26 protein-coding genes are annotated in these 16,465 nt (G+C 53.8%); 23 read left to right on the top strand and 3 right to left on the bottom strand.

From position 1 onward, the window contains the following. Nucleotides 1-11: 11 nt before the first annotated feature. A complete protein-coding gene (locus HV314_RS24395) occupies nucleotides 12-332 on the bottom strand; it encodes a helix-turn-helix domain-containing protein (RefSeq protein ID WP_000229411.1) in 321 nt (106 codons plus the stop codon). 100 nt (nucleotides 333-432) lie between these two features. On the opposite strand from HV314_RS24395, the gene HV314_RS24390 reads away from it, so the two are divergent. The 11 genes from HV314_RS24390 to HV314_RS24340 all read left to right on the top strand — a co-directional run bounded on the left by HV314_RS24390 (nucleotide 433) and on the right by HV314_RS24340 (nucleotide 6,206). Then, nucleotides 433-714, top strand: coding sequence for a Cox family DNA-binding protein (locus HV314_RS24390; protein ID WP_021312625.1), 282 nt, complete (start codon nucleotides 433-435; stop codon nucleotides 712-714). A 10-nt stretch (nucleotides 715-724) separates the two neighbouring features. Continuing rightward, a complete protein-coding gene (locus HV314_RS24385) occupies nucleotides 725-928 on the top strand; it encodes a hypothetical protein (protein ID WP_060707429.1) in 204 nt (67 codons plus the stop codon). 7 nt (nucleotides 929-935) lie between these two features. After that, nucleotides 936-1,178, top strand: coding sequence for a hypothetical protein (locus tag HV314_RS24380; RefSeq protein WP_032654195.1), 243 nt, complete (start codon nucleotides 936-938; stop codon nucleotides 1,176-1,178). A 1-nt stretch (nucleotide 1,179) separates the two neighbouring features. After that, the gene (locus HV314_RS24375) at nucleotides 1,180-1,383 is read left to right on the top strand and encodes a DUF4761 family protein (RefSeq protein WP_032654192.1); all 204 of its coding nucleotides are present in this window, start codon (nucleotides 1,180-1,182) and stop codon (nucleotides 1,381-1,383) included. Further along, complete coding sequence (locus HV314_RS24370; RefSeq protein WP_016246743.1) at nucleotides 1,373-1,603, top strand: phage filamentation protein Fil family protein; 231 nt, start codon at nucleotides 1,373-1,375, stop codon at nucleotides 1,601-1,603. The genes HV314_RS24375 and HV314_RS24370 overlap by 11 nt, the downstream gene beginning before the upstream one ends. Before the next feature lie 87 nt (nucleotides 1,604-1,690). After that, nucleotides 1,691-1,903: a hypothetical protein gene (locus HV314_RS24365; RefSeq protein ID WP_060707430.1), complete on the top strand. Its 213-nt coding sequence runs from the start codon at nucleotides 1,691-1,693 to the stop codon at nucleotides 1,901-1,903. A gap of 15 nt (nucleotides 1,904-1,918) precedes the next feature. Continuing rightward, the gene (locus HV314_RS24360; RefSeq protein WP_060707431.1) at nucleotides 1,919-2,167 is read left to right on the top strand and encodes a DUF7446 family protein; all 249 of its coding nucleotides are present in this window, start codon (nucleotides 1,919-1,921) and stop codon (nucleotides 2,165-2,167) included. Between the two features lie 8 nt (nucleotides 2,168-2,175). Next, nucleotides 2,176-3,147: a DNA adenine methylase gene (locus HV314_RS24355; protein WP_060707433.1), complete on the top strand. Its 972-nt coding sequence runs from the start codon at nucleotides 2,176-2,178 to the stop codon at nucleotides 3,145-3,147. Further along, complete coding sequence (locus tag HV314_RS24350; protein WP_016246746.1) at nucleotides 3,147-3,326, top strand: hypothetical protein; 180 nt, start codon at nucleotides 3,147-3,149, stop codon at nucleotides 3,324-3,326. Before HV314_RS24355 ends, HV314_RS24350 begins: the two co-directional genes overlap by 1 nt. After that, entirely contained in the window at nucleotides 3,323-5,713 is a 2,391-nt protein-coding gene (locus HV314_RS24345; protein ID WP_181546915.1) for a replication endonuclease, read from the top strand. The genes HV314_RS24350 and HV314_RS24345 overlap by 4 nt, the downstream gene beginning before the upstream one ends. A 43-nt stretch (nucleotides 5,714-5,756) precedes the next feature. Then, on the top strand, nucleotides 5,757-6,206 hold the full coding sequence (locus HV314_RS24340) for a hypothetical protein (RefSeq protein WP_326928835.1): 450 nt from the start codon (nucleotides 5,757-5,759) through the stop codon (nucleotides 6,204-6,206). 395 nt (nucleotides 6,207-6,601) lie between these two features. Here the strand turns inward: HV314_RS24340 and HV314_RS24335 are convergent, their stop codons facing one another. Together HV314_RS24335 and HV314_RS24330 are read right to left on the bottom strand one after the other, a co-directional pair. Next, complete coding sequence (locus tag HV314_RS24335; RefSeq protein WP_000014576.1) at nucleotides 6,602-7,651, bottom strand: phage portal protein; 1,050 nt, start codon at nucleotides 7,649-7,651, stop codon at nucleotides 6,602-6,604. Further along, nucleotides 7,652-9,364: a terminase large subunit domain-containing protein gene (locus HV314_RS24330; protein ID WP_016246749.1), complete on the bottom strand. Its 1,713-nt coding sequence runs from the start codon at nucleotides 9,362-9,364 to the stop codon at nucleotides 7,652-7,654. A gap of 153 nt (nucleotides 9,365-9,517) precedes the next feature. On the opposite strand from HV314_RS24330, the gene HV314_RS24325 reads away from it, so the two are divergent. The 12 genes from HV314_RS24325 to HV314_RS24270 all read left to right on the top strand — a co-directional run bounded on the left by HV314_RS24325 (nucleotide 9,518) and on the right by HV314_RS24270 (nucleotide 16,328). Further along, complete coding sequence (locus tag HV314_RS24325) at nucleotides 9,518-10,363, top strand: GPO family capsid scaffolding protein (RefSeq protein ID WP_016246750.1); 846 nt, start codon at nucleotides 9,518-9,520, stop codon at nucleotides 10,361-10,363. A 40-nt stretch (nucleotides 10,364-10,403) separates the two neighbouring features. Further along, nucleotides 10,404-11,450, top strand: a complete 1,047-nt coding sequence (locus tag HV314_RS24320; RefSeq protein WP_181546912.1) for a phage major capsid protein, P2 family — start codon at nucleotides 10,404-10,406, stop codon at nucleotides 11,448-11,450. Between the two features lie 42 nt (nucleotides 11,451-11,492). Beyond that, nucleotides 11,493-12,341, top strand: a complete 849-nt coding sequence (gpM, locus tag HV314_RS24315; protein WP_063159707.1) for a phage terminase small subunit — start codon at nucleotides 11,493-11,495, stop codon at nucleotides 12,339-12,341. 102 nt (nucleotides 12,342-12,443) lie between these two features. Continuing rightward, entirely contained in the window at nucleotides 12,444-12,932 is a 489-nt protein-coding gene (locus HV314_RS24310) for a head completion/stabilization protein (RefSeq protein WP_181546910.1), read from the top strand. Next, on the top strand, nucleotides 12,932-13,132 hold the full coding sequence (locus tag HV314_RS24305; RefSeq protein WP_001102549.1) for a tail protein X: 201 nt from the start codon (nucleotides 12,932-12,934) through the stop codon (nucleotides 13,130-13,132). The genes HV314_RS24310 and HV314_RS24305 overlap by 1 nt, the downstream gene beginning before the upstream one ends. A gap of 40 nt (nucleotides 13,133-13,172) precedes the next feature. Continuing rightward, nucleotides 13,173-13,562, top strand: a complete 390-nt coding sequence (locus HV314_RS24300) for a putative holin (RefSeq protein ID WP_064001002.1) — start codon at nucleotides 13,173-13,175, stop codon at nucleotides 13,560-13,562. Further along, a complete protein-coding gene (locus HV314_RS24295; RefSeq protein ID WP_063159706.1) occupies nucleotides 13,546-13,866 on the top strand; it encodes a phage holin family protein in 321 nt (106 codons plus the stop codon). Before HV314_RS24300 ends, HV314_RS24295 begins: the two co-directional genes overlap by 17 nt. Then, nucleotides 13,856-14,248: a M15 family metallopeptidase gene (locus tag HV314_RS24290; RefSeq protein ID WP_181546908.1), complete on the top strand. Its 393-nt coding sequence runs from the start codon at nucleotides 13,856-13,858 to the stop codon at nucleotides 14,246-14,248. Before HV314_RS24295 ends, HV314_RS24290 begins: the two co-directional genes overlap by 11 nt. A gap of 114 nt (nucleotides 14,249-14,362) precedes the next feature. Further along, the gene (locus tag HV314_RS24285) at nucleotides 14,363-14,887 is read left to right on the top strand and encodes a DUF2514 family protein (protein ID WP_181546906.1); all 525 of its coding nucleotides are present in this window, start codon (nucleotides 14,363-14,365) and stop codon (nucleotides 14,885-14,887) included. Continuing rightward, nucleotides 14,887-15,171 (top strand): hypothetical protein, encoded by a 285-nt coding sequence (locus tag HV314_RS24280; RefSeq protein ID WP_181546904.1) that lies wholly within the window; start codon nucleotides 14,887-14,889, stop codon nucleotides 15,169-15,171. Before HV314_RS24285 ends, HV314_RS24280 begins: the two co-directional genes overlap by 1 nt. Nucleotides 15,172-15,228: 57 nt before the next feature. After that, nucleotides 15,229-15,723, top strand: coding sequence for a phage tail protein (locus HV314_RS24275; RefSeq protein WP_000917105.1), 495 nt, complete (start codon nucleotides 15,229-15,231; stop codon nucleotides 15,721-15,723). Next, on the top strand, nucleotides 15,684-16,328 hold the full coding sequence (locus HV314_RS24270; protein WP_023276963.1) for a phage virion morphogenesis protein: 645 nt from the start codon (nucleotides 15,684-15,686) through the stop codon (nucleotides 16,326-16,328). Before HV314_RS24275 ends, HV314_RS24270 begins: the two co-directional genes overlap by 40 nt. The last annotated feature ends 137 nt before the right edge of the window (nucleotides 16,329-16,465 follow it).

Here is a 16,465-nt window from a genome sequence, read left to right as displayed (position 1 = left end):
TTTATAAACAGTTAACCAGTTTGTTTCTCGGAGCGGTCTGATCCAGTTGACTCTGGCCCAATGTGTGCGAGGGCCGGTGCGATTTGACCAGCTTGAGGGGCGGTCTTATCAGTCATAAGCCAGAGCGTGTATTTTGCGAAACGTGAATGCTGAGTGATCTTAAGCAAGATATCGCTACCAATACTCTCCACTCTTCCTGTCTCGTAATACTTCTGCGTGCCAGCAGGTATTCCAGTTAATTCAAAGAATTGCTGCCTTGTTAACCCCTCCGCATCCCTGATAGCTCTGATTTTTTCACCCACGCCGCTTGACGGGGTAGGGATCTCTACCATAACATTCTCCTTAAGGGTGGTAATCTCTACCATGAGCAACCGCCAATATAAGCAGTTACAAGCCGAAATAAGCGCCTAGCGCCGATGGGGATTATGACACATGACAGAGAAAGAGTTAGAGGGGTTCATTGAAGTGCGTCACGCCGTTGACGCGGTTCCATACCCTAAATTTGCCGAGTTAATCGGTAAGAAGCCCGCCACGGTTAAGAGCATGATTGAAGACGGTAAGTTGCCGATCATCCCGTGGAAGAACCCGGAAAGCCTGGGCGCCCGCGCTGAGAACTGGATCTATATTCCTGAGTTCAACCGCGCAATGCGTGACGCCTATTACAACCGTCCGAGAGAACAGCGCGACGCGTGGTTGTTGTGGATCGGTCTTTGAGGTTATCGCGATGAGCCAGAAAACAGCCAACCACGAAAACCGGGTGCGTGAATGTAACGACATTCTGGACACCCATTTAAAAGATATGCAAACGGGCTTCATGATTCGCACCAATAGCGGCGAGTTCATGATCAGGGATAAAAAGCTGATTAAGGAAATAACCAAAGACGTGGCCCGCCATGTTGATGGTGAATTGCTTAAGCTGGGAATGTGAGGGCGATATGTTCAATCCACTGAATAAAAGCTACACGGCAGTTATCAACCCTTTTTCTGATAACAATACCTATGATGTGCCGACATATATAAAGCCGGGCACTAAAGTAACGGTTGCCATTGATTCGCGTGAGCAGGAAATATCTATTCTTGCTGCTTACGATTACGGCATTGAAGCACTGAACGAAGAAGGGCGCGAGCAATTAAACCGTTTAATTGCTGATCTTAAAGTGGCTATCACAGGAAGATGATATGAGCCAGTTAGTGCAATTAAGCCGCCACTCTTATTTATATCGTGGCTTCACGATTCAAAAGTGCCCGCGTAATCCATTTACGTTTAAGCACTCTTATCGTATTTCCAGCAATGGCGATTATTACGGGCGTGACTTTGCTTTAGCGGAAGCCATGCGCACGGTTGATCAGATGTATAAGCAAGGGGGCAGTAATGCACGATGAAGGCCCATCACTGGCAAGCCTGCTTAAGCACGGGTGCCAGGTCACGCACTTCAAGAACTCACGCGGCTGGCTGGAAACGCCGGACGGAAGATTTTTTAAACCCGAACCGGCGAAGGTTCAATTTATCAAAGGTAAAAATAAACCGTTTATTTATACCCAAAGAATAAATAAAGGCTTCCTGCTTACACTGGCTGAATTATTTAAAAAGCTAATTAAGTAATTCGGTTTTAAAAAAATCAACTATGTTTTCTCCGCCTTTTTATTAAGTGGCGGCGGTTCAACTCATTCTTTTTTTGAGGAAGAGATTATGACCAGACGTGATCAATATAGCTTCATTTTGCATGTTCTTTTACCTGCTATCGAAAATGAAGGCTTAACCATTAAAACCCGCCGTGATGGTGAGTTAACCCTTTCTGCCACTGGATCAGTAACCACTAATTTTATCAGCAACCTGCGCCAGCACTGCATTGAAGAATTGCAGCGCCCTTCCATTCCTTCTTCTCCTTACGGTTATTTATAAATAGAGGTCTTTTACATGAGTAACGTAGCGAAACTTCAATTAGGTTTTTCACCGCTGACTAAAAAAATCCAGTTGGCAAAGATGCGCGATGATGGGGAAGGGCGCCGCCTTCGCGTTGGTAGTGATCCTGGTCGTGATGTGACTAACGAAGCTGCGCAATTAGTTTGGCAGTTGGTTATGTCTGAGGGAGGGGAAATCGGCTGGAACCTGTCGGACGGTAGCCGCATGGTTTTGAAAGCTGAGAAAGTGGGGCACGCATCATGAGCAGCCCTATTATTCGCCCGTTCATCAAATGGGCAGGGGGTAAAACCCGTGTCCTTCCTGACCTGCTGCCGCACCTTCCTAAAGCCGACTGCCTGATCGAACCGTTCGTAGGCGGCGCATCGGTATTTCTGGCGACTGAGTACCGCCGCTATGTGCTGGCTGATATCAACCCGGATCTTATTAACCTTTATCGGGAAGTCACCCGTTACCCGGACTTAGTGATCGATGCGGCCCGCGAACTGTTCAACAGCAAGAACAGCCCGCAGGGGTACAACGAAGTCCGCGCCGCGTTCAATAAGCAGGTATGTACGGTAAAAAGCGGTGGGTTGCGTTATGGCGTCGAAATGGCGCGCATCATGCGTGCTGCTCAATTCCTGTATCTGAACCGCCACGGTTATAACGGCTTATGCCGTTACAGCCGTAAGACCGGCTTTAACGTGCCGTTTGGCAAGTATAAGAGCGTCTACTTTCCTGAAAATGAAATCCGCCTGTTTGCCGAAAAGGCCAACGATACAAAGGCAATATTTCTTTGCGCGCCGTTCCAGCGTTCTCTACAGGTCGTCACGGGTGGCGATGTTCTCGTTTACTGCGATCCGCCTTACCTGCCTGAAAGCAAAACAGCCGATTTTACCCAATACCACACCGAACCATTCACGGAAGACAACCACCGCCAGTTAGTCCAGGCACTGCTGGAAGTTAACCGTAAGCATGGCGTGAAGGTTGTCATTTCCAACAGCGACACCGAAGCCACCCGCGCGATTTATCAGCCTTTCAAGATGCACGAAATCAGCGTGCAACGTTCCGTCAGCACTGACAAAGACAACCGCCAGAAGGCCAAAGAAGTGATCGGCGTGCTGCCTGTCTGCGACTGCTGCGGGCGTTACGGCGGCGGTTGCCCTGATTGTGGCGCCGTGATGGGTGATGCGACTTACAACGCGATGGTTGCGGCAGGCACGTTTGACGATCTGGAGGCGTTTTAATGAATCTTGTAGACGCCTGGATCGTTGAAATCATAAGCGTGAGTCGTGGCGAGATTGTGCCGTATTGGTTGGTTGAGGCGAAAGTAACAGCTTATGGAAGGGAGTCAATAACCACAATTCTGAAGAAATCAGAAGAGGAAGCCAAAGCCGTTAAAGTAGGGGATGTAGTTCAAATATGACCACGGCAACCAGTGGCCGTCGCGCCCCTTCTCCACCTCCACCGTATCCGGGCAGCACTGACAATGCTATCCCTTACGCTTATGGCGGGAACAAACCATACCAGCCGATTGGCGTTGATGTAGCGCCGGGGCTGGATGGTTTCGACTATCTCACGCCGGACGGCACGCGTAAGCATATTGCGTTCAGTGAACTGGTAGCGGAGGACGAAAAGCCGGAACGCAGTAAGCTGCTGCGTCGCCGTCTGGCTTCTCTTCCGCAATATGTCCGCCGCCACTTTGCAGCGAAGCTTGATGCGCTGGATGTGAAAGACCGCAAAGCGGCAGATCACTGGCTGCTTAACACCTTTGAGCGCCACGTATTAACGCGTATTGATAGCGTGAACAGTGTTTACCAGCCTGATACTGTGATGCCCGGCATTCTGCTGCCAATTCGCGATCAGCTTTTCCGTATGCTCTGGGCAGGGAAAAAAGAGTTAAAAAGACTGGCTTATACGCTTGCCGATATCTTTACGAGCGAGTTTATACGCGAGTCCGATCACCAGTTGGTGCGCACCGGCGATCCTGAGTTCGCGGCGCTTTCTGGCTATGGCCGTATTGCATCGCTGGCAGTGCATCTGAAAACGCCGATCCCCGGTTGGACAGCTTATTGCAATGAAGAACTTGAAGCGGAGGACGCGTTACGCGCAGTTCTCCGTCTTGAGTCACCGCAGTGGTGGTTAAACCGCCTGCGCCGTATCCATGCCCGGTGGCGTGAGCATTTGATGATCGCAGCGGGATACGTCCAGAAAAAATCCTCCCCATACAGTAGCGCCCCGTGCCTTACGGAATGGCTGGCCCAGAAAAAAGCTAACCGTGAATACCTCAAGGCTATGGAACTGGAAGACCAGGACACGGGCGAGCGCATTTCGCTGATCGATAAAGTCGCCGGCAGTGTTGCCAATCCGGCCAACCGTCGCCGCGAACTCATGACGAGAATGCGCGGATTTGAAGATCTGGCGAAGCTGGAAGGGCTGGCCGGTGACTTCTACACGCTGACAGCGCCTTCCCGCTATCACGCTATGCAGCATAACGGGCGCCGTAATAACAAATACTGTGGCGCGTCGCCGCGTGAGACACAGCAATATCTTTGCAAAGTCTGGGCGAGAACCCGCGCCGCATGGAAGAGAAAAGGGATCCGCGTCTTTGGTTTCCGCGTGGTCGAACCGCACCACGATGCAACGCCACACTGGCATTTGCTTCTTTTTATGCGCCCGGAATGCGTCGAGCAGGCGCGCGAAATCTTCCGTAAATATGCCCTGAAAGAAGACGGCAACGAACCGGGAGCGCAGGAAAACCGCTTTCAGGTCGTGCCGATCGACGATGCCCACGGCAGCGCAACTGGCTACATAGCGAAATACATTTCGAAGAATATCGACGGCTTCGCGCTGGATGGTGAGAAGGACGACGAAACCGGGGAAGACCTGAAAGAAATGTCACTCCGCGTTAGCGCGTGGGCATCGCGCTGGGCTATTCGTCAGTTTCAGCAGATCGGCGGTGCGCCGGTCACGGTATATCGCGAACTTCGCCGCTTGGGCGATCGCGAACTGGTGTTACACCCTGAACTGGAAACCGCCCGGCAGGCCGCTAACGGTGGCGAATGGGATAACTACGTATTAGCCCAGGGTGGCCCGTTGGTTGAGCGCGATAAGCTGCGCATCCGTCTGAATTATGAAACCACTGAAAACGGCAACGCCTACGGCGATAACGTCCAGCGAATCACTGGTATTTACTGCCCGATTACGGGCAATGACTCTTTGATCTTCACCCGCACCACTCAATACAAAATCGTGCCGAAGCGCCAGAGCGCTGACGGTGTGGCCGTTGACGTTGGTTTTTCAGGCGGCAACGCCGCCCCTCGGAGTTCTGTCAATAACTGTACGCGGGATCCCGCGGCAGGTGCTGACGGTCTTGAACATGCCGATCACGAAGTGGGCGAGACGGTGAATTTTGATGTGCTTTCACGGCAGGAAAAGCGAGAACTGGCACAGAGGCTAAGTGACGATGTGCGAAGTAAGCGTAAAAAACGGCCACCGGAACGGGAAGAGAGGGCCGGGCTATCCGTGAAAGAGCAGCAGATCAGTGAACTGCTGGCGCTGCGTGGTATCGATGCCAGCGCCGGAATGGTCAGATCGATGATGGCCGGTGCGTCAATGGCGTGCGGCGATCTTGTTATGACCGTGCAGAACGGGCGGCTGGTATCGCGCAACCGCGCAGCGTCCGGGCTGGATAAGCTGCCGTCGCAAGTGATGGCGGCGAAGCAAAAAACAAGTGATCTTGTAAACAGGATGAAAGCAGCATTTTCGCGGAACCCCTGCTGCTCGTTTTCAGCTTCTGCCAAAAAATCCTGATAAAGCAATCAGGAAGTGTGGTAGTCAGGTTGTTTACGAGCAGGTGGGTGCCTTCATCGAATCTGTGCAGGATATCCCGGAAGTTCAGGACTCACAGCTTATTGAGCTTTTGGGGAGTGTGCCCGGAATTGATGTAGGCGAGCAGCTATTGCTTGCGTCGTGCATAGAGAACCCGGAAGCCATTTTCATGACAGGTGATCGCCGCTGTTTGAATGCAATTGTTGCAAACCAACCAGCCCTTGCCGTGGTTCATCAGCGCTTATTGGATGCCGTTGTTACATTTGAGTCGTCACTTTTGTTATGTGTCCACGGTACAGATCAGGCTCAAGTTTATGAAAATTTGGTGAGCAATCCTAAACCTGACGGCATGTTGAAATTGGCTCTTTCAAATGCTGGCGCTGCAATGTGCGAATGTATTTTTTCCCATACTCGTGAATTTTACGATTACCTTGCCTTCAAAGATCGGCTTCCTGATCGGGAGTGGGGAAGGTAAAAAATTGAGGGCTAACAAAGCCCTTTTTTATTGGGTTAAAAACACTGCAAAAAATTGCACGTTAATGCACAAATGTTTCGGCATTCGTATTATCAGTGCAGACCAGACGGGGCGGGCCTTCCGGTGGTCTGCACATTTGCACAAAAAAGCGGGGTTTCTGCGTGCGGGCGAGGCGGGGGAACGAGCGCGCGCTGAGGGGTGGGATAGGGTCGGTATTATCTGCGCCGATTTTCGCGCCGCTGCGCCTCGCTGCTGCGTCGTTTTCGGTTCGCCGTGGTGGGTTGAGGAAAAAGAAAAGCCCCTGCCAGCAGGCTGCTGAGGGGCTTACGTGCGGTGTGGTCAGTTATGGCCGTGTAGGCCTTTGCGCGGTGGTGGTGGGTGTGTCCGGGCTGGCGTCAGATTGCTGCCTGCAACAGTGCGTAAGGGTTGAAGCGCACCACGTCGATCCCCAGCCAGTCGTTTAACTCTTTCAGGCTTTCTTGTATCGGGGCCAGTTCGTTGATGGAAAACACCTTCGCCGCTTTCTCTACGTCGCCGAAGCCACCGGAGTTATTCGGCATTACCCCCATCAGAACGGGCGGCACGCGGTGCGCGGCTAACAGGTCGTCGCGGGTGGCGTCTTTGATGCCGGTAAACTCATCCTTCGCCGCCACCTGGCTGAACGGCATAATTTGCAGGCCGTCTTTTTTCCCGCCCGCCGCGTAGACAAACAGGTTTTTAAAAGCACCGTTGCCGCGTGCATCTTTCAGCGACTTCTTAAGCTTTTCCACATCGTTATTATTCGCCACCGGGTCAGTGAGGTAGACGATCACACCCGCATGACTGCCGTTAATGTAGTAGTTGCGGCGGAACACCGTTGCTTCACCGTTCAGCATGGCGCTTTGTAGCGCGGCCAGATATTCCGGCGCACCGTAGATCTCCTGGTGCGGGCTGGGGTTCTTGATCTGGCAGACGCTGCCCGGTTCGAACGCGTGATCGTCAACGTAGCGCGGAACAAACCAGAATTGCGCCGGGTCTATGCCACGCCGCGTATATTTTGCCTGGCTGTGCCGCAGCTCGATCGGCTGGCCGAGTCGGTTGCGGCGGCATTCCATGTAACAGTTACCGAAAATTAAATAATCCTGCACCCAGGCGGTGAACTCCTGCCGGGTCAACAGCGGGTGCGGTATGTAGCAACTGGCGATAACATTGCGTTTAAATATCAGCGGTGACTGGTGATAGGCGGCAACGTCGAACATGCGCGCCAGCCCGTAGGGGCTGATCGGTGGTTCATACCAGCGGCCATTGTTATGGCATTCGAGGCACTCCATAAGAGACGCGCGATCGTTGACTGCGATCGGGTCGCCAAAGCTGAAAGATTCCACGCTTTCCAGCGGGGTGGCTGCGTTGCTGGCCGTGCTGGCTGGCGCAGCAGTTGGCGCCCTGAATTTCTTTTTGCCGCTCAATTAAAACTCCTCCACAAAACTGCCGTTATCGCCGGTTACTTCCGCGCCGATCGGTTCGTTGTAAATGCCCTGCATAGTTGCCCATGCCAGATCGCCGTGATTGCTGCCACGGGCCCGATCGGACTGGTAGGTAATAACGCCGCCTGCGGTGACTTTACGCACGGTCATAAACGACTGTGCGAGATCCATCATTCCGGCGTCGAACTCAAAGCGCCCGGCACGAATGACCATCAACATTTTGAGCACCATCGACCGCTTAAGAACCGGTGAATAGTTGTATTTAACCGCCTGCGGGAAGAACTTGATCACCAGTTGATAAACCGCATCGCCGATCCCTGTGCCGTCGATAGCAATGTGCTGCACGTTGTAGCGGGTGGTTATCTCTTTAATAAATTTGGCCTGCTCTTCGTACTCCATGCCGCGTAACTGGTGACGTTCTACCGCGCGGAACTTACCACCCGGCACTGCTGGCGGGGCCAGCACAACCAGCCCGGCGCTGTCGCCTTTGCCGCTGCTGCCGTTGGGGTCATAGCTAACCCAGACAGGGCGATTACCCAGCGGGCGAGGTGCAAACGGGTTCCAGTCCGGCCACGCGTCCGGCATGTAGCCATCAACGCCGCAGCCCAAAATTGTGTTGTAGTCGAAGGCGCGTTCCCCTGCTTTAACGAAGGTACATCCGTACAGGTTGGCGTATTCGTCAAGGGAGTTTTCGCTACGGATTTCATCAATATCAACCAGATCGAAACCGAGCTTCATGGCGTCTTCCAGCGTGACTATCTGGCGCCAGATGTTATCCCCGCATAGCTTGCCGTTTTTCAGTGCCTTATAACTGGTGTCGATATCCACCCGATCGGATCGGCGGCGGCTTTCATTGAACTGATCGCCAGTCCAGAAGGGATAGGCTTCATGTTCTTCACTGGAAGGCGTCGAAAAGTAGGTGCGGCGCAGTCCTTTTTGTGTCGCCATGCCTGCGGCCACCGAGCGCAGTTTGATGAAATTACTGATCCAGAAGGCTTCATCAAGGTACAGATCGCCGGTGTAGCTCTGGGCCGTCGCGGCGGAGGTGCCGAGAAAATACAGGATCGCACCGTTGCTTAACTCAATGGCATCACCGCCCTTAAGTTCTACTCCTATTTCCCTTGCCAGCTTCTGAATGAACCGCTTGAACTGGAACGCCTGGGCGCGGCTGGCTGACAGGAATATCTGATTATTTCCGGTTTCCAGCGCACGCAACAACGCTTCGCGGGCAAAGTACCAGGTGGCACCAATCTGGCGCGATTTGAGGATGAAGCGGTTACGCCGGTTCCACTGTTTGAACCAGCGTTTTTGATGCTCGTATAGCGAATCAAAGATCAGGGCGCGAAGCTGGGTTATCTGTTCTTCGGTGAAATGGTTTTTCGGGGTCTTCGCCTTCTTCTCTTTCTCCTGGTCGCGTCGCTCATGCCGTTCAAAGCGGTCAAGCTGGCGCGCCAGCAGGTCAATTTCTTTAAAGTCCTTCGGGGTTTTGTCGTCCTTTTCCACCAGGCGCAGGTAACGAACGTGCGTGCGATCCTGCACCCGCTGCATGGGGGTAGCTTTATCCCATTCATAGCGGCGGCGCCAACTGTAGATCGTGTTAATGCTCACCCCGATTTCCTTAGAAATCTGAGTGATGCTAAACGCCTGCCAGTAGAGGCTTTTGGCTTTTGTGCTGAGGTCTTCGGCTGTATTCATGGCAACAGGCTATCGCGCTCGCGCGCGCAACAATATCGCCGCTGGTTGTCGCCTGAGTCCGACAAAGTGAAGGCTTTGCGCCTTCCGGCCGCAAAGGGAATGATTGGGGCACTGGTTAATATCAATCGCTTACCAACCCGGAGCTTTGTCACCATGCCAATGACAAATTTTTTCCGCGCCGCAGTAGAGGGCGCAACCTGTGACGGTCGAGTACTGGAACGTCAGCACATCACCGAAATGGCCGAACAGTACGATCCCCAGGTATATGGCGCCCGCGTCAATCTGGAGCACATTTTAGGCTGGTCGCCGACAAGCGATTTCCGCGCGTATGGTGACGTGGTTGAAGCCAAAGCCGAAGAGATTGCCGAGGGCCCGCTAAAGGGCAAACTGGCGCTTCTGGTGAAGGTGGACGCCACGGACGAACTGGTAGAACTGAAAGGCAAACGCCAGAAAATCTACCATAGCATTGAGGTGCATCCGTCCTTTGCCGACACCGGAAAAGCCTACCTTATGGGGCTGGCCTGTACCGATAACCCGGCGAGCCTGGGCACCGAAATGATGAAGTTTTGCACCCAGAACGCCAGTGCCAACCCACTGGCTGCGCGTCACTACGCACCTGAATGCTTCTTCACTGAAACCCTGGAGTCATCCCTCGAATTTGCGCAGGAAGAGCCGCCAGCGTCCGACACCGGGAAGAATTTCTTTTCCCGTATCAAGGAAATGCTGACCGGAACCCGCCAGCACTTCGATCGTGAAAATGGCGATATCCGCCAGGCGGTTGAACTGGTAGCGGAAAGTCAGGGTGAATTGCTGGACAAGATGGAAAAACTGAGCGCAGGACAGCTTAAGAACAAGCAGACCGCCGAAGCGGTGGATAAGTTGCGCTCTGAGTTCGACGAGATGAAAGCGCAGCTTTCTACCCAGGACGCCAGTAAATACCGCCGCCCGGAAGCGACCGGCGCAACTGAAAAATCTAACGCCCAGCTTGCTGACTGCTGATCGCCGTCAGTAACGAAGGAACAGTACAGGAAAAATAACTATGCGTAATTCTACCCGTGAATTGTTTGATGCGTATCTTGAGCGACAGGCCGAACTCAATCACATCAACAAATCCCACGTAACAAAGGCGTTCAGCATTGATCCGAGCGTTGAGCAGACGCTTGAAGACAAGGTGCAGCAGTCTTCCGAAATGTTGAAGAAGATTAATATCTACGGTGTTAACGATCAGTCCGGTGAAAAAATCGGTCTGGGCGTGAGCGGCCCGATTTCCAGCACCAACAATTCCACCACCGATCGCCGTCAGCCTGTTTCCGTCACGGCGCTGGATTCGAACAAGTACACCTGTAATAAGGTGAACGCGGATACTTTCGCCTCTTATGCGCAGCTTGATGCGTGGGCTAAATTCCCGGATTTCCAGCAGCGTCTGAGCAATCAGATCATTCAGCGTATCGCGCTTGACCGCATCATGATCGGCTTTAACGGAACCAGCTATGCGGATAAGTCCGACCGCAACGCTAACCCGCTTTTGCAGGATTGTGGTATCGGCTGGCTGCAACAGTACCGCGCGAACGCGCCGCAACGAGTCATGAAAGATATCACCGTGACCAGCCGCGACGATTCCAACCAGGTGATCGCTAAAGGTGATTACGGTAACTACGACTCGCTGGTTTATGACGCGGTTAACTCACTGATGGACGAATGGTACAAAGATTCGCCCAATCTGGTGGTAATCACCGGTCGTAATCTGACGGTTAGCCGTTCGTTCCCGATCATCAATGCTGTAAGCACCAATAACCCGAACTCCGAAGCGCTGGCCGGTCAGTTGATCGCATCGCGTAAGACGATCGGCAACCTGCCTTCGTTCATCGCGCCTTTCTTCCCTGATGGCAGCATGTTTATCACTTCGTGGGAAAACCTGTCGATTTACTGGCAGGAAGGTGCGCACCGTCGCCGCATTGTGGAAGAGCCGGAATATAACCGCGTCTCTACCTACAGTTCGTCAAATGATGCCTATGTTGTTGAAGATTACGGCTTCGGCTGTCTGATCGAAGGCATTACCGCCGCCGAACCAGCACTGGCACCATAAATCAGCGCAGGCCAGCTAACTGCTGGCCGCTTTGGGGGCATCATGTTGACACCTGCTCAACAACATTTTAACCGCGTGATGGCTGAACGCCGCCACGCCAGCCGTGAGCCGTCGCAGCTTGAAATGACGGCCTACGAAACCATGCTTCACCGCCTGCGACTGGATAAAGCCCGTTTAAGCCGTGTCCAGTCCCAGAAGGCTAAAGCGGATTTAAAACGCGAACTGCTGCCGGACTACCAGCCGTGGATCGAAGGCGTACTTACGGCAGATTCCGGCCAGTCTGACGACGTGTTAACCACCGTCATGATCTGGTGCTGTGACTGCGGAAACATCGCCGAAGCCCTGCGCATTGGTCAATATGTCTTGCGCCATAAGTTGCCGATGCCGGATCAGTATCGCCGCACCACTGCCACCGTACTGGTGGAAGAAATTTGCGATCCCGTCCTGGCTGCATTCAAAGCTAACCCGGCTGTTGCGCCGGTCGCCGCTGACCTGCTGGAAGCGTTACGGGGCTTAACCCTGAACGAAGATATGCCGGATGAGGTGCGCTCAAAGCTGCTTAAGGCGCTGGGGTATACGCTGCGCCTGACTGACAACGTTGAATCGCTTACCGCTGCGGTTGAATACCTGCGCCAGGCGGCAGTGTTGAACCCGAAAAAAGCAGGCGTAACCCGTGATATTGAGCTTCTGCAACGTGCGCTTAAGAAGTCCGGGCAACCTGCTGACGGTGAGGGCGCAGACGGCAAGCCAGAAGCAAACAGCACCGAAACCCAGACGGCAACGCCGCCAGCCCAGCCAAAAGCGAAGCGGGAAACCAAAAAGCCCGCCGCTAAAAGCAAGCCGGCAGCGAAGAAAAGAACCACGACAGCCCGCCAGAAGGCGGCGTCATAACCGAACGTGCCCCCGCGCACCCAGGCGGCACGGCAGGCGAAAACAGGCAACGCCGCGTCTTCGTCCTGCCGTCCACCGCCTGACTTATACGGAGTAGAGATCATGAGTCTGGTAGCCACTGAGCCAGTACGGCCACCATCCGATCCAGTGCCTGATGATGGCAGCGCGAAGGTTGAAAGCCTGCCATTCTGGCCGGTCATTTCGCTGGCTGAACTACGCCGCGCGATGCGTCTTGATGGGCAGGTGACAACCGATCGCCTGATGTCGCGAACGGTGGAAGCGGTGGCCCATGTTAATGATCAGCTTTTCCTGTGGCGCCAGGTGCAGATTGATGCGGGCTATGAGTCATTGGCAGAAATTCCGGCCAGTCCGGTGAATGGCACTTCCGTGAAGGTATGGCGCTATAAAAACGCCGTGTATTCACTCACTAAGGCGCTGTTGATTGAAGGCTACCGTGATATTGACACCACCAGTAAAGGCGAAGACCACGCGGCGGCATTGAGCACGCAGATCGATACGCTGTGGCGGGATGTGCGCTGGTCAATCCGTGATATCCAGGACGAAAGCCGGGGCCTGGCGGAGTTGGTGTAATGAACGTTCAGGCGCAGCAAAACGACACGATCGACCTGCTTTGCTGGCGCTATTACGGCAGAACAGCAGGCGTTACCGAGGCGGTGATCGATGCCAATAAGGGCATTTCCGCCGCCACTGAGTTGCAGGCCGGGCAGATTGTCTACCTGCCAGAGATCCAGCCGCCAGCCCAGCGGGAAACCGTGCAGCTATGGGATTGATTAAAAATGAATAATTCAGAGGATTAAGCGGGGTGTAAGTATGGTCGGTGAGCCAATTTCCGGCGCTGCCGCTGCAACGGTGACAATTACAGGCGTCACATTTGCCAGCATGTTATCAGGCACTGACGCGGGCGTTTTTGTCGGCGCTTTTGCCGGGGCTGTGGTGTATGTGCTTTCCGCTGCTGAGTTAAGCCGGTTTGCTCAAGTTGGGTATTTCATTGCTTCTTTTTTGATTGGTGTACTCGCGGCAGATATGACAACTGGGTTTATCACGTTGGCGATCGGTAAGTACCTACCTGACGGCATTACGGTGGGTAAATCTATTGGGGCAACCGTCGCCGCCGCGCTGGGGGTTTATGTGCTTCTCATGCTCAGAAAAATAAACCCAGGGCGTTTATTTTCGGGGGGTGGCGATGGTAACGCTAAATGAACTTCTGCTTATCGTGAATGCAATTACATGCGCAGTAATCGCGGTAACTTTGGGTACTTATCAGCGCAACGGGGCAAAGCATAAGCGCATGGCTGCTTTGTTTGCCTGGGTGCTCATTGTTGCGTGCGGTTCAGTCACCATCCTGATCGTTACCGGAAGGTATTCAACCGCAAACTTTGCGGAGACGGCGATCAATATGGCGCTCTGTGTGGCTGTTTTATCGGCCAAAGGCAACGTAATGAAGATTGTTAATAGATCGGACGTAATGAGCATAAGCAAACGAGGTGCCCGTAATGGCAAATAACTTTAAATTCAGTCAGAGAAGTGAAAATAACCTGCGTGGTGTGCATCCCGATCTGGTGAAGGTAGTCAGGCTGGCGCTGGAGCTTTCGCCGGTTGATTTCGGCATTACGGAAGGTTTGCGTACTGTCGAACGTCAAAAGCAACTGGTTGCGGAAGGTAGAAGCCAGACTATGAACAGCAGGCATATTTCCGGTCACGCCGTTGATGTTTTCGCTTATCCAACGCCTGCCGGTTCATGGGACTGGCAGTATTACCAGCAGATTTCACAGGCGTTTAAGCAGGCGGGTAAAAATCTGGGCATTCCGGTGGAGTGGGGCGGAGACTGGAAGGCGCTCAAAGACGGGCCACACTTCCAGTTACCTTATGCCGATTACCCTGCCTGATGTGCCGTGCAGGTCATTTTTAACTGTGCTGGCCGTGCGTATCGAGCGCGGTCATTTTTGACAGTGCTCCAGCACGTCCGGTAATGACAGTGCGAGCTGGCGAGAGGTTTAGAGATGGGGTTGTCACGCTGGAAAGTGATCGTTTGTCTTGTGCTGGCCGCTGCTGCTGTATGGGGTTTTAGCTACTGGCGTTACAGCGCCGGTTACGGTGATGCCGATCAGCACTGGCGTGAAAAGTGGGCGCGACGTGATGCACGCGACGCCACCGCGCTGGCGCAAAGGCAGGCTGAGGCCAGGGCAGAAGAACAACGCAGACAAGGTGAAATTGATGCGATCAGAAAACAAGCCAGCCAGCAGCTTGCTGGCGTGCAGGCTGATGCCGATCGTGCCCGTGCTGCTTCTCGTGGGTTGCACGACAGGGCCGACAAACTCGCCAGGCAACTGGCAGACCGTGAACGCGCCTGCGGTGCCGGAACTTCCGGCAGAAGCGAGGCAGAAACCAGCGGCGCCGTACTGCTCGCCGACCTGTTCCGCCGCGCTGACGATCGAGCGGGGCAACTGGCAAAAGATGCTGACGAGGCAAGAGCCAGAGGGCTAGCCTGTGAAGCTGCTTATAACTCAATAAGTAAGAAAAAGTGATGGAAGAGAAAATGCAATATGCGGCTGAACCGCAGAAATTTAAATTTTGCCTCTCGCTACTGGTGAATATTCGTATTAGCGATGAATGGGGAGAGGTACAGGCCCGCGCTCAATATTCAAATAGTGAGAATCAATATCTCATTCACTACCAGGCAGCAGATAAATGCGCCCGTACTGAGTGGTTTACTCAATCGGTACTGGATGCGGTGGAGGATGATAAACATCCGGGTTGCCCGGTATTTGGTGCTATCGATCTGCCCAAAGGTGCAGTAGTCGAAGAATAAGCATTCCAGCAGGCGTCTGCGGGTGCCTGCGATAATGCTATTTCGCGAGGGGATGCCATGCTTAAACCCGATTTACTGCGCCAGATGATAAGCCAGCATGTGCCCTGGCTGCGCGAGAATCCCGATAATCTGGCGGTTTACCTGCGTAAAGGCCGTATGGTCAGCACCGGCCAGCGTGCTGCTGCGTTTGAGTATCGCTATACGCTGGAAGTGCTGGTGATGGATTACCCTGAATCTCTGGATACTATCAGCGTGCCGGTGCTGGCATGGGCGCGCTTATATCAGCCTGATCTGTTGTTTAACCCGGACAGGCAGCAGAACGGCATAACATTTGAAGCCGATATTCTGAGTAACAGCACGATGGACGTGCTGATCCAGATTCAGGCTGATGAAGCAGTGATAGTTACCCGTGAAGATGGCGAGATCGTCACCCGTCACCGTGCTGACCCTGCACCGGGGCCAGAAATTGGCGCGTGGTCACTGGTATTTGTTGATGAGGTCAGCGGCGAAACATGGCAGGACAACAAACCGATCCCCTCTTCCAGCAGTTAGACGACTGGCTAGCCAGCGTGGCCGCGCAGCTTTCGCCGGGGCACCGTCGCAAGCTGACGCGTGACGTTGCGATCGGGCTGCGTAAGCGCCAGCAAAAGCGTATCGCCAGCCAGAAGAACCCCAGCGGTGAAAGCTATCCGGCCCGCCGCCGCAAAATCCTGCGCACCCAGGGCGGGATAAAGTTCATATGGAATGATGAGGCCAGGGAGTTACGCAACTGGCGAACCACGGGCAGGGGTGAGCACCGCGCAATCACCGGCTATGACGTGGATCGCGGTGCCCTGCGCACGTTCTATAAACGCGATATCCAGCGCTATATTGAAATCAATCTCAACCAGTCCAAGCAGAACCGCACCAGAAAGGATCCGATGTTCCGCAAGCTGCGCACCGCACGCTTTCTTAAGGCTTACGGTACGGGCGGCATGGCAGTGGTTGGCTTTCAGGGGCATACCGCCGAAATCGCCAGCGTTCACCAGTACGGTGAAGTCGATAACGTGGTGCCGGGTGCCCGTGCACGCTACCCGGTGCGTGAACTCCTGGGCATGACCGAGGGGGATTTAGACTGGCTGGCCGATACTGTTGTCGCCTTCATGCAAGAGATTTGATTGTCACCAACCCGCCACAATGGCGCCGCGTTGTTTGCGCGCGCGCGACTCCTGATACTGACTGCATAACCCAAAAGCCGAAACGGTCGTAAAGCCTGCTACCGGGCGGAAGCGACGCCGGACAGCGTAACCGGCAC

The organism is Citrobacter sp. RHBSTW-00887, from assembly GCF_013728095.1.
GTDB classification, from domain to species: domain Bacteria; phylum Pseudomonadota; class Gammaproteobacteria; order Enterobacterales; family Enterobacteriaceae; genus Citrobacter; species Citrobacter braakii.
The sequence above is the reverse complement of the archived record's forward strand: the minus strand, read 5'-3'. Positions and strand labels throughout refer to the sequence as shown.

What these genes read in the sequence shown, in the direction of transcription:
- HV314_RS24395 (WP_000229411.1), bottom strand. Translation starts at nt 332, where the DNA reads ATGGTAGAGATCCCTACCCCGTCAAGCGGCGTGGGTGAAAAAATCAGA.
- HV314_RS24390 (WP_021312625.1), top strand. Translation starts at nt 433, where the DNA reads ATGACAGAGAAAGAGTTAGAGGGGTTCATTGAAGTGCGTCACGCCGTT.
- HV314_RS24385 (WP_060707429.1), top strand. Translation starts at nt 725, where the DNA reads ATGAGCCAGAAAACAGCCAACCACGAAAACCGGGTGCGTGAATGTAAC.
- HV314_RS24380 (WP_032654195.1), top strand. Translation starts at nt 936, where the DNA reads ATGTTCAATCCACTGAATAAAAGCTACACGGCAGTTATCAACCCTTTT.
- HV314_RS24375 (WP_032654192.1), top strand. Translation starts at nt 1,180, where the DNA reads ATGAGCCAGTTAGTGCAATTAAGCCGCCACTCTTATTTATATCGTGGC.
- HV314_RS24370 (WP_016246743.1), top strand. Translation starts at nt 1,373, where the DNA reads ATGCACGATGAAGGCCCATCACTGGCAAGCCTGCTTAAGCACGGGTGC.
- HV314_RS24365 (WP_060707430.1), top strand. Translation starts at nt 1,691, where the DNA reads ATGACCAGACGTGATCAATATAGCTTCATTTTGCATGTTCTTTTACCT.
- HV314_RS24360 (WP_060707431.1), top strand. Translation starts at nt 1,919, where the DNA reads ATGAGTAACGTAGCGAAACTTCAATTAGGTTTTTCACCGCTGACTAAA.
- HV314_RS24350 (WP_016246746.1), top strand. Translation starts at nt 3,147, where the DNA reads ATGAATCTTGTAGACGCCTGGATCGTTGAAATCATAAGCGTGAGTCGT.
- HV314_RS24345 (WP_181546915.1), top strand. Translation starts at nt 3,323, where the DNA reads ATGACCACGGCAACCAGTGGCCGTCGCGCCCCTTCTCCACCTCCACCG.
- HV314_RS24330 (WP_016246749.1), bottom strand. Translation starts at nt 9,364, where the DNA reads ATGAATACAGCCGAAGACCTCAGCACAAAAGCCAAAAGCCTCTACTGG.
- HV314_RS24325 (WP_016246750.1), top strand. Translation starts at nt 9,518, where the DNA reads ATGCCAATGACAAATTTTTTCCGCGCCGCAGTAGAGGGCGCAACCTGT.
- HV314_RS24320 (WP_181546912.1), top strand. Translation starts at nt 10,404, where the DNA reads ATGCGTAATTCTACCCGTGAATTGTTTGATGCGTATCTTGAGCGACAG.
- gpM (WP_063159707.1), top strand. Translation starts at nt 11,493, where the DNA reads ATGTTGACACCTGCTCAACAACATTTTAACCGCGTGATGGCTGAACGC.
- HV314_RS24310 (WP_181546910.1), top strand. Translation starts at nt 12,444, where the DNA reads ATGAGTCTGGTAGCCACTGAGCCAGTACGGCCACCATCCGATCCAGTG.
- HV314_RS24305 (WP_001102549.1), top strand. Translation starts at nt 12,932, where the DNA reads ATGAACGTTCAGGCGCAGCAAAACGACACGATCGACCTGCTTTGCTGG.
- HV314_RS24300 (WP_064001002.1), top strand. Translation starts at nt 13,173, where the DNA reads ATGGTCGGTGAGCCAATTTCCGGCGCTGCCGCTGCAACGGTGACAATT.
- HV314_RS24295 (WP_063159706.1), top strand. Translation starts at nt 13,546, where the DNA reads ATGGTAACGCTAAATGAACTTCTGCTTATCGTGAATGCAATTACATGC.
- HV314_RS24290 (WP_181546908.1), top strand. Translation starts at nt 13,856, where the DNA reads ATGGCAAATAACTTTAAATTCAGTCAGAGAAGTGAAAATAACCTGCGT.
- HV314_RS24285 (WP_181546906.1), top strand. Translation starts at nt 14,363, where the DNA reads ATGGGGTTGTCACGCTGGAAAGTGATCGTTTGTCTTGTGCTGGCCGCT.
- HV314_RS24280 (WP_181546904.1), top strand. Translation starts at nt 14,887, where the DNA reads ATGGAAGAGAAAATGCAATATGCGGCTGAACCGCAGAAATTTAAATTT.
- HV314_RS24275 (WP_000917105.1), top strand. Translation starts at nt 15,229, where the DNA reads ATGCTTAAACCCGATTTACTGCGCCAGATGATAAGCCAGCATGTGCCC.
- HV314_RS24270 (WP_023276963.1), top strand. Translation starts at nt 15,684, where the DNA reads ATGGCAGGACAACAAACCGATCCCCTCTTCCAGCAGTTAGACGACTGG.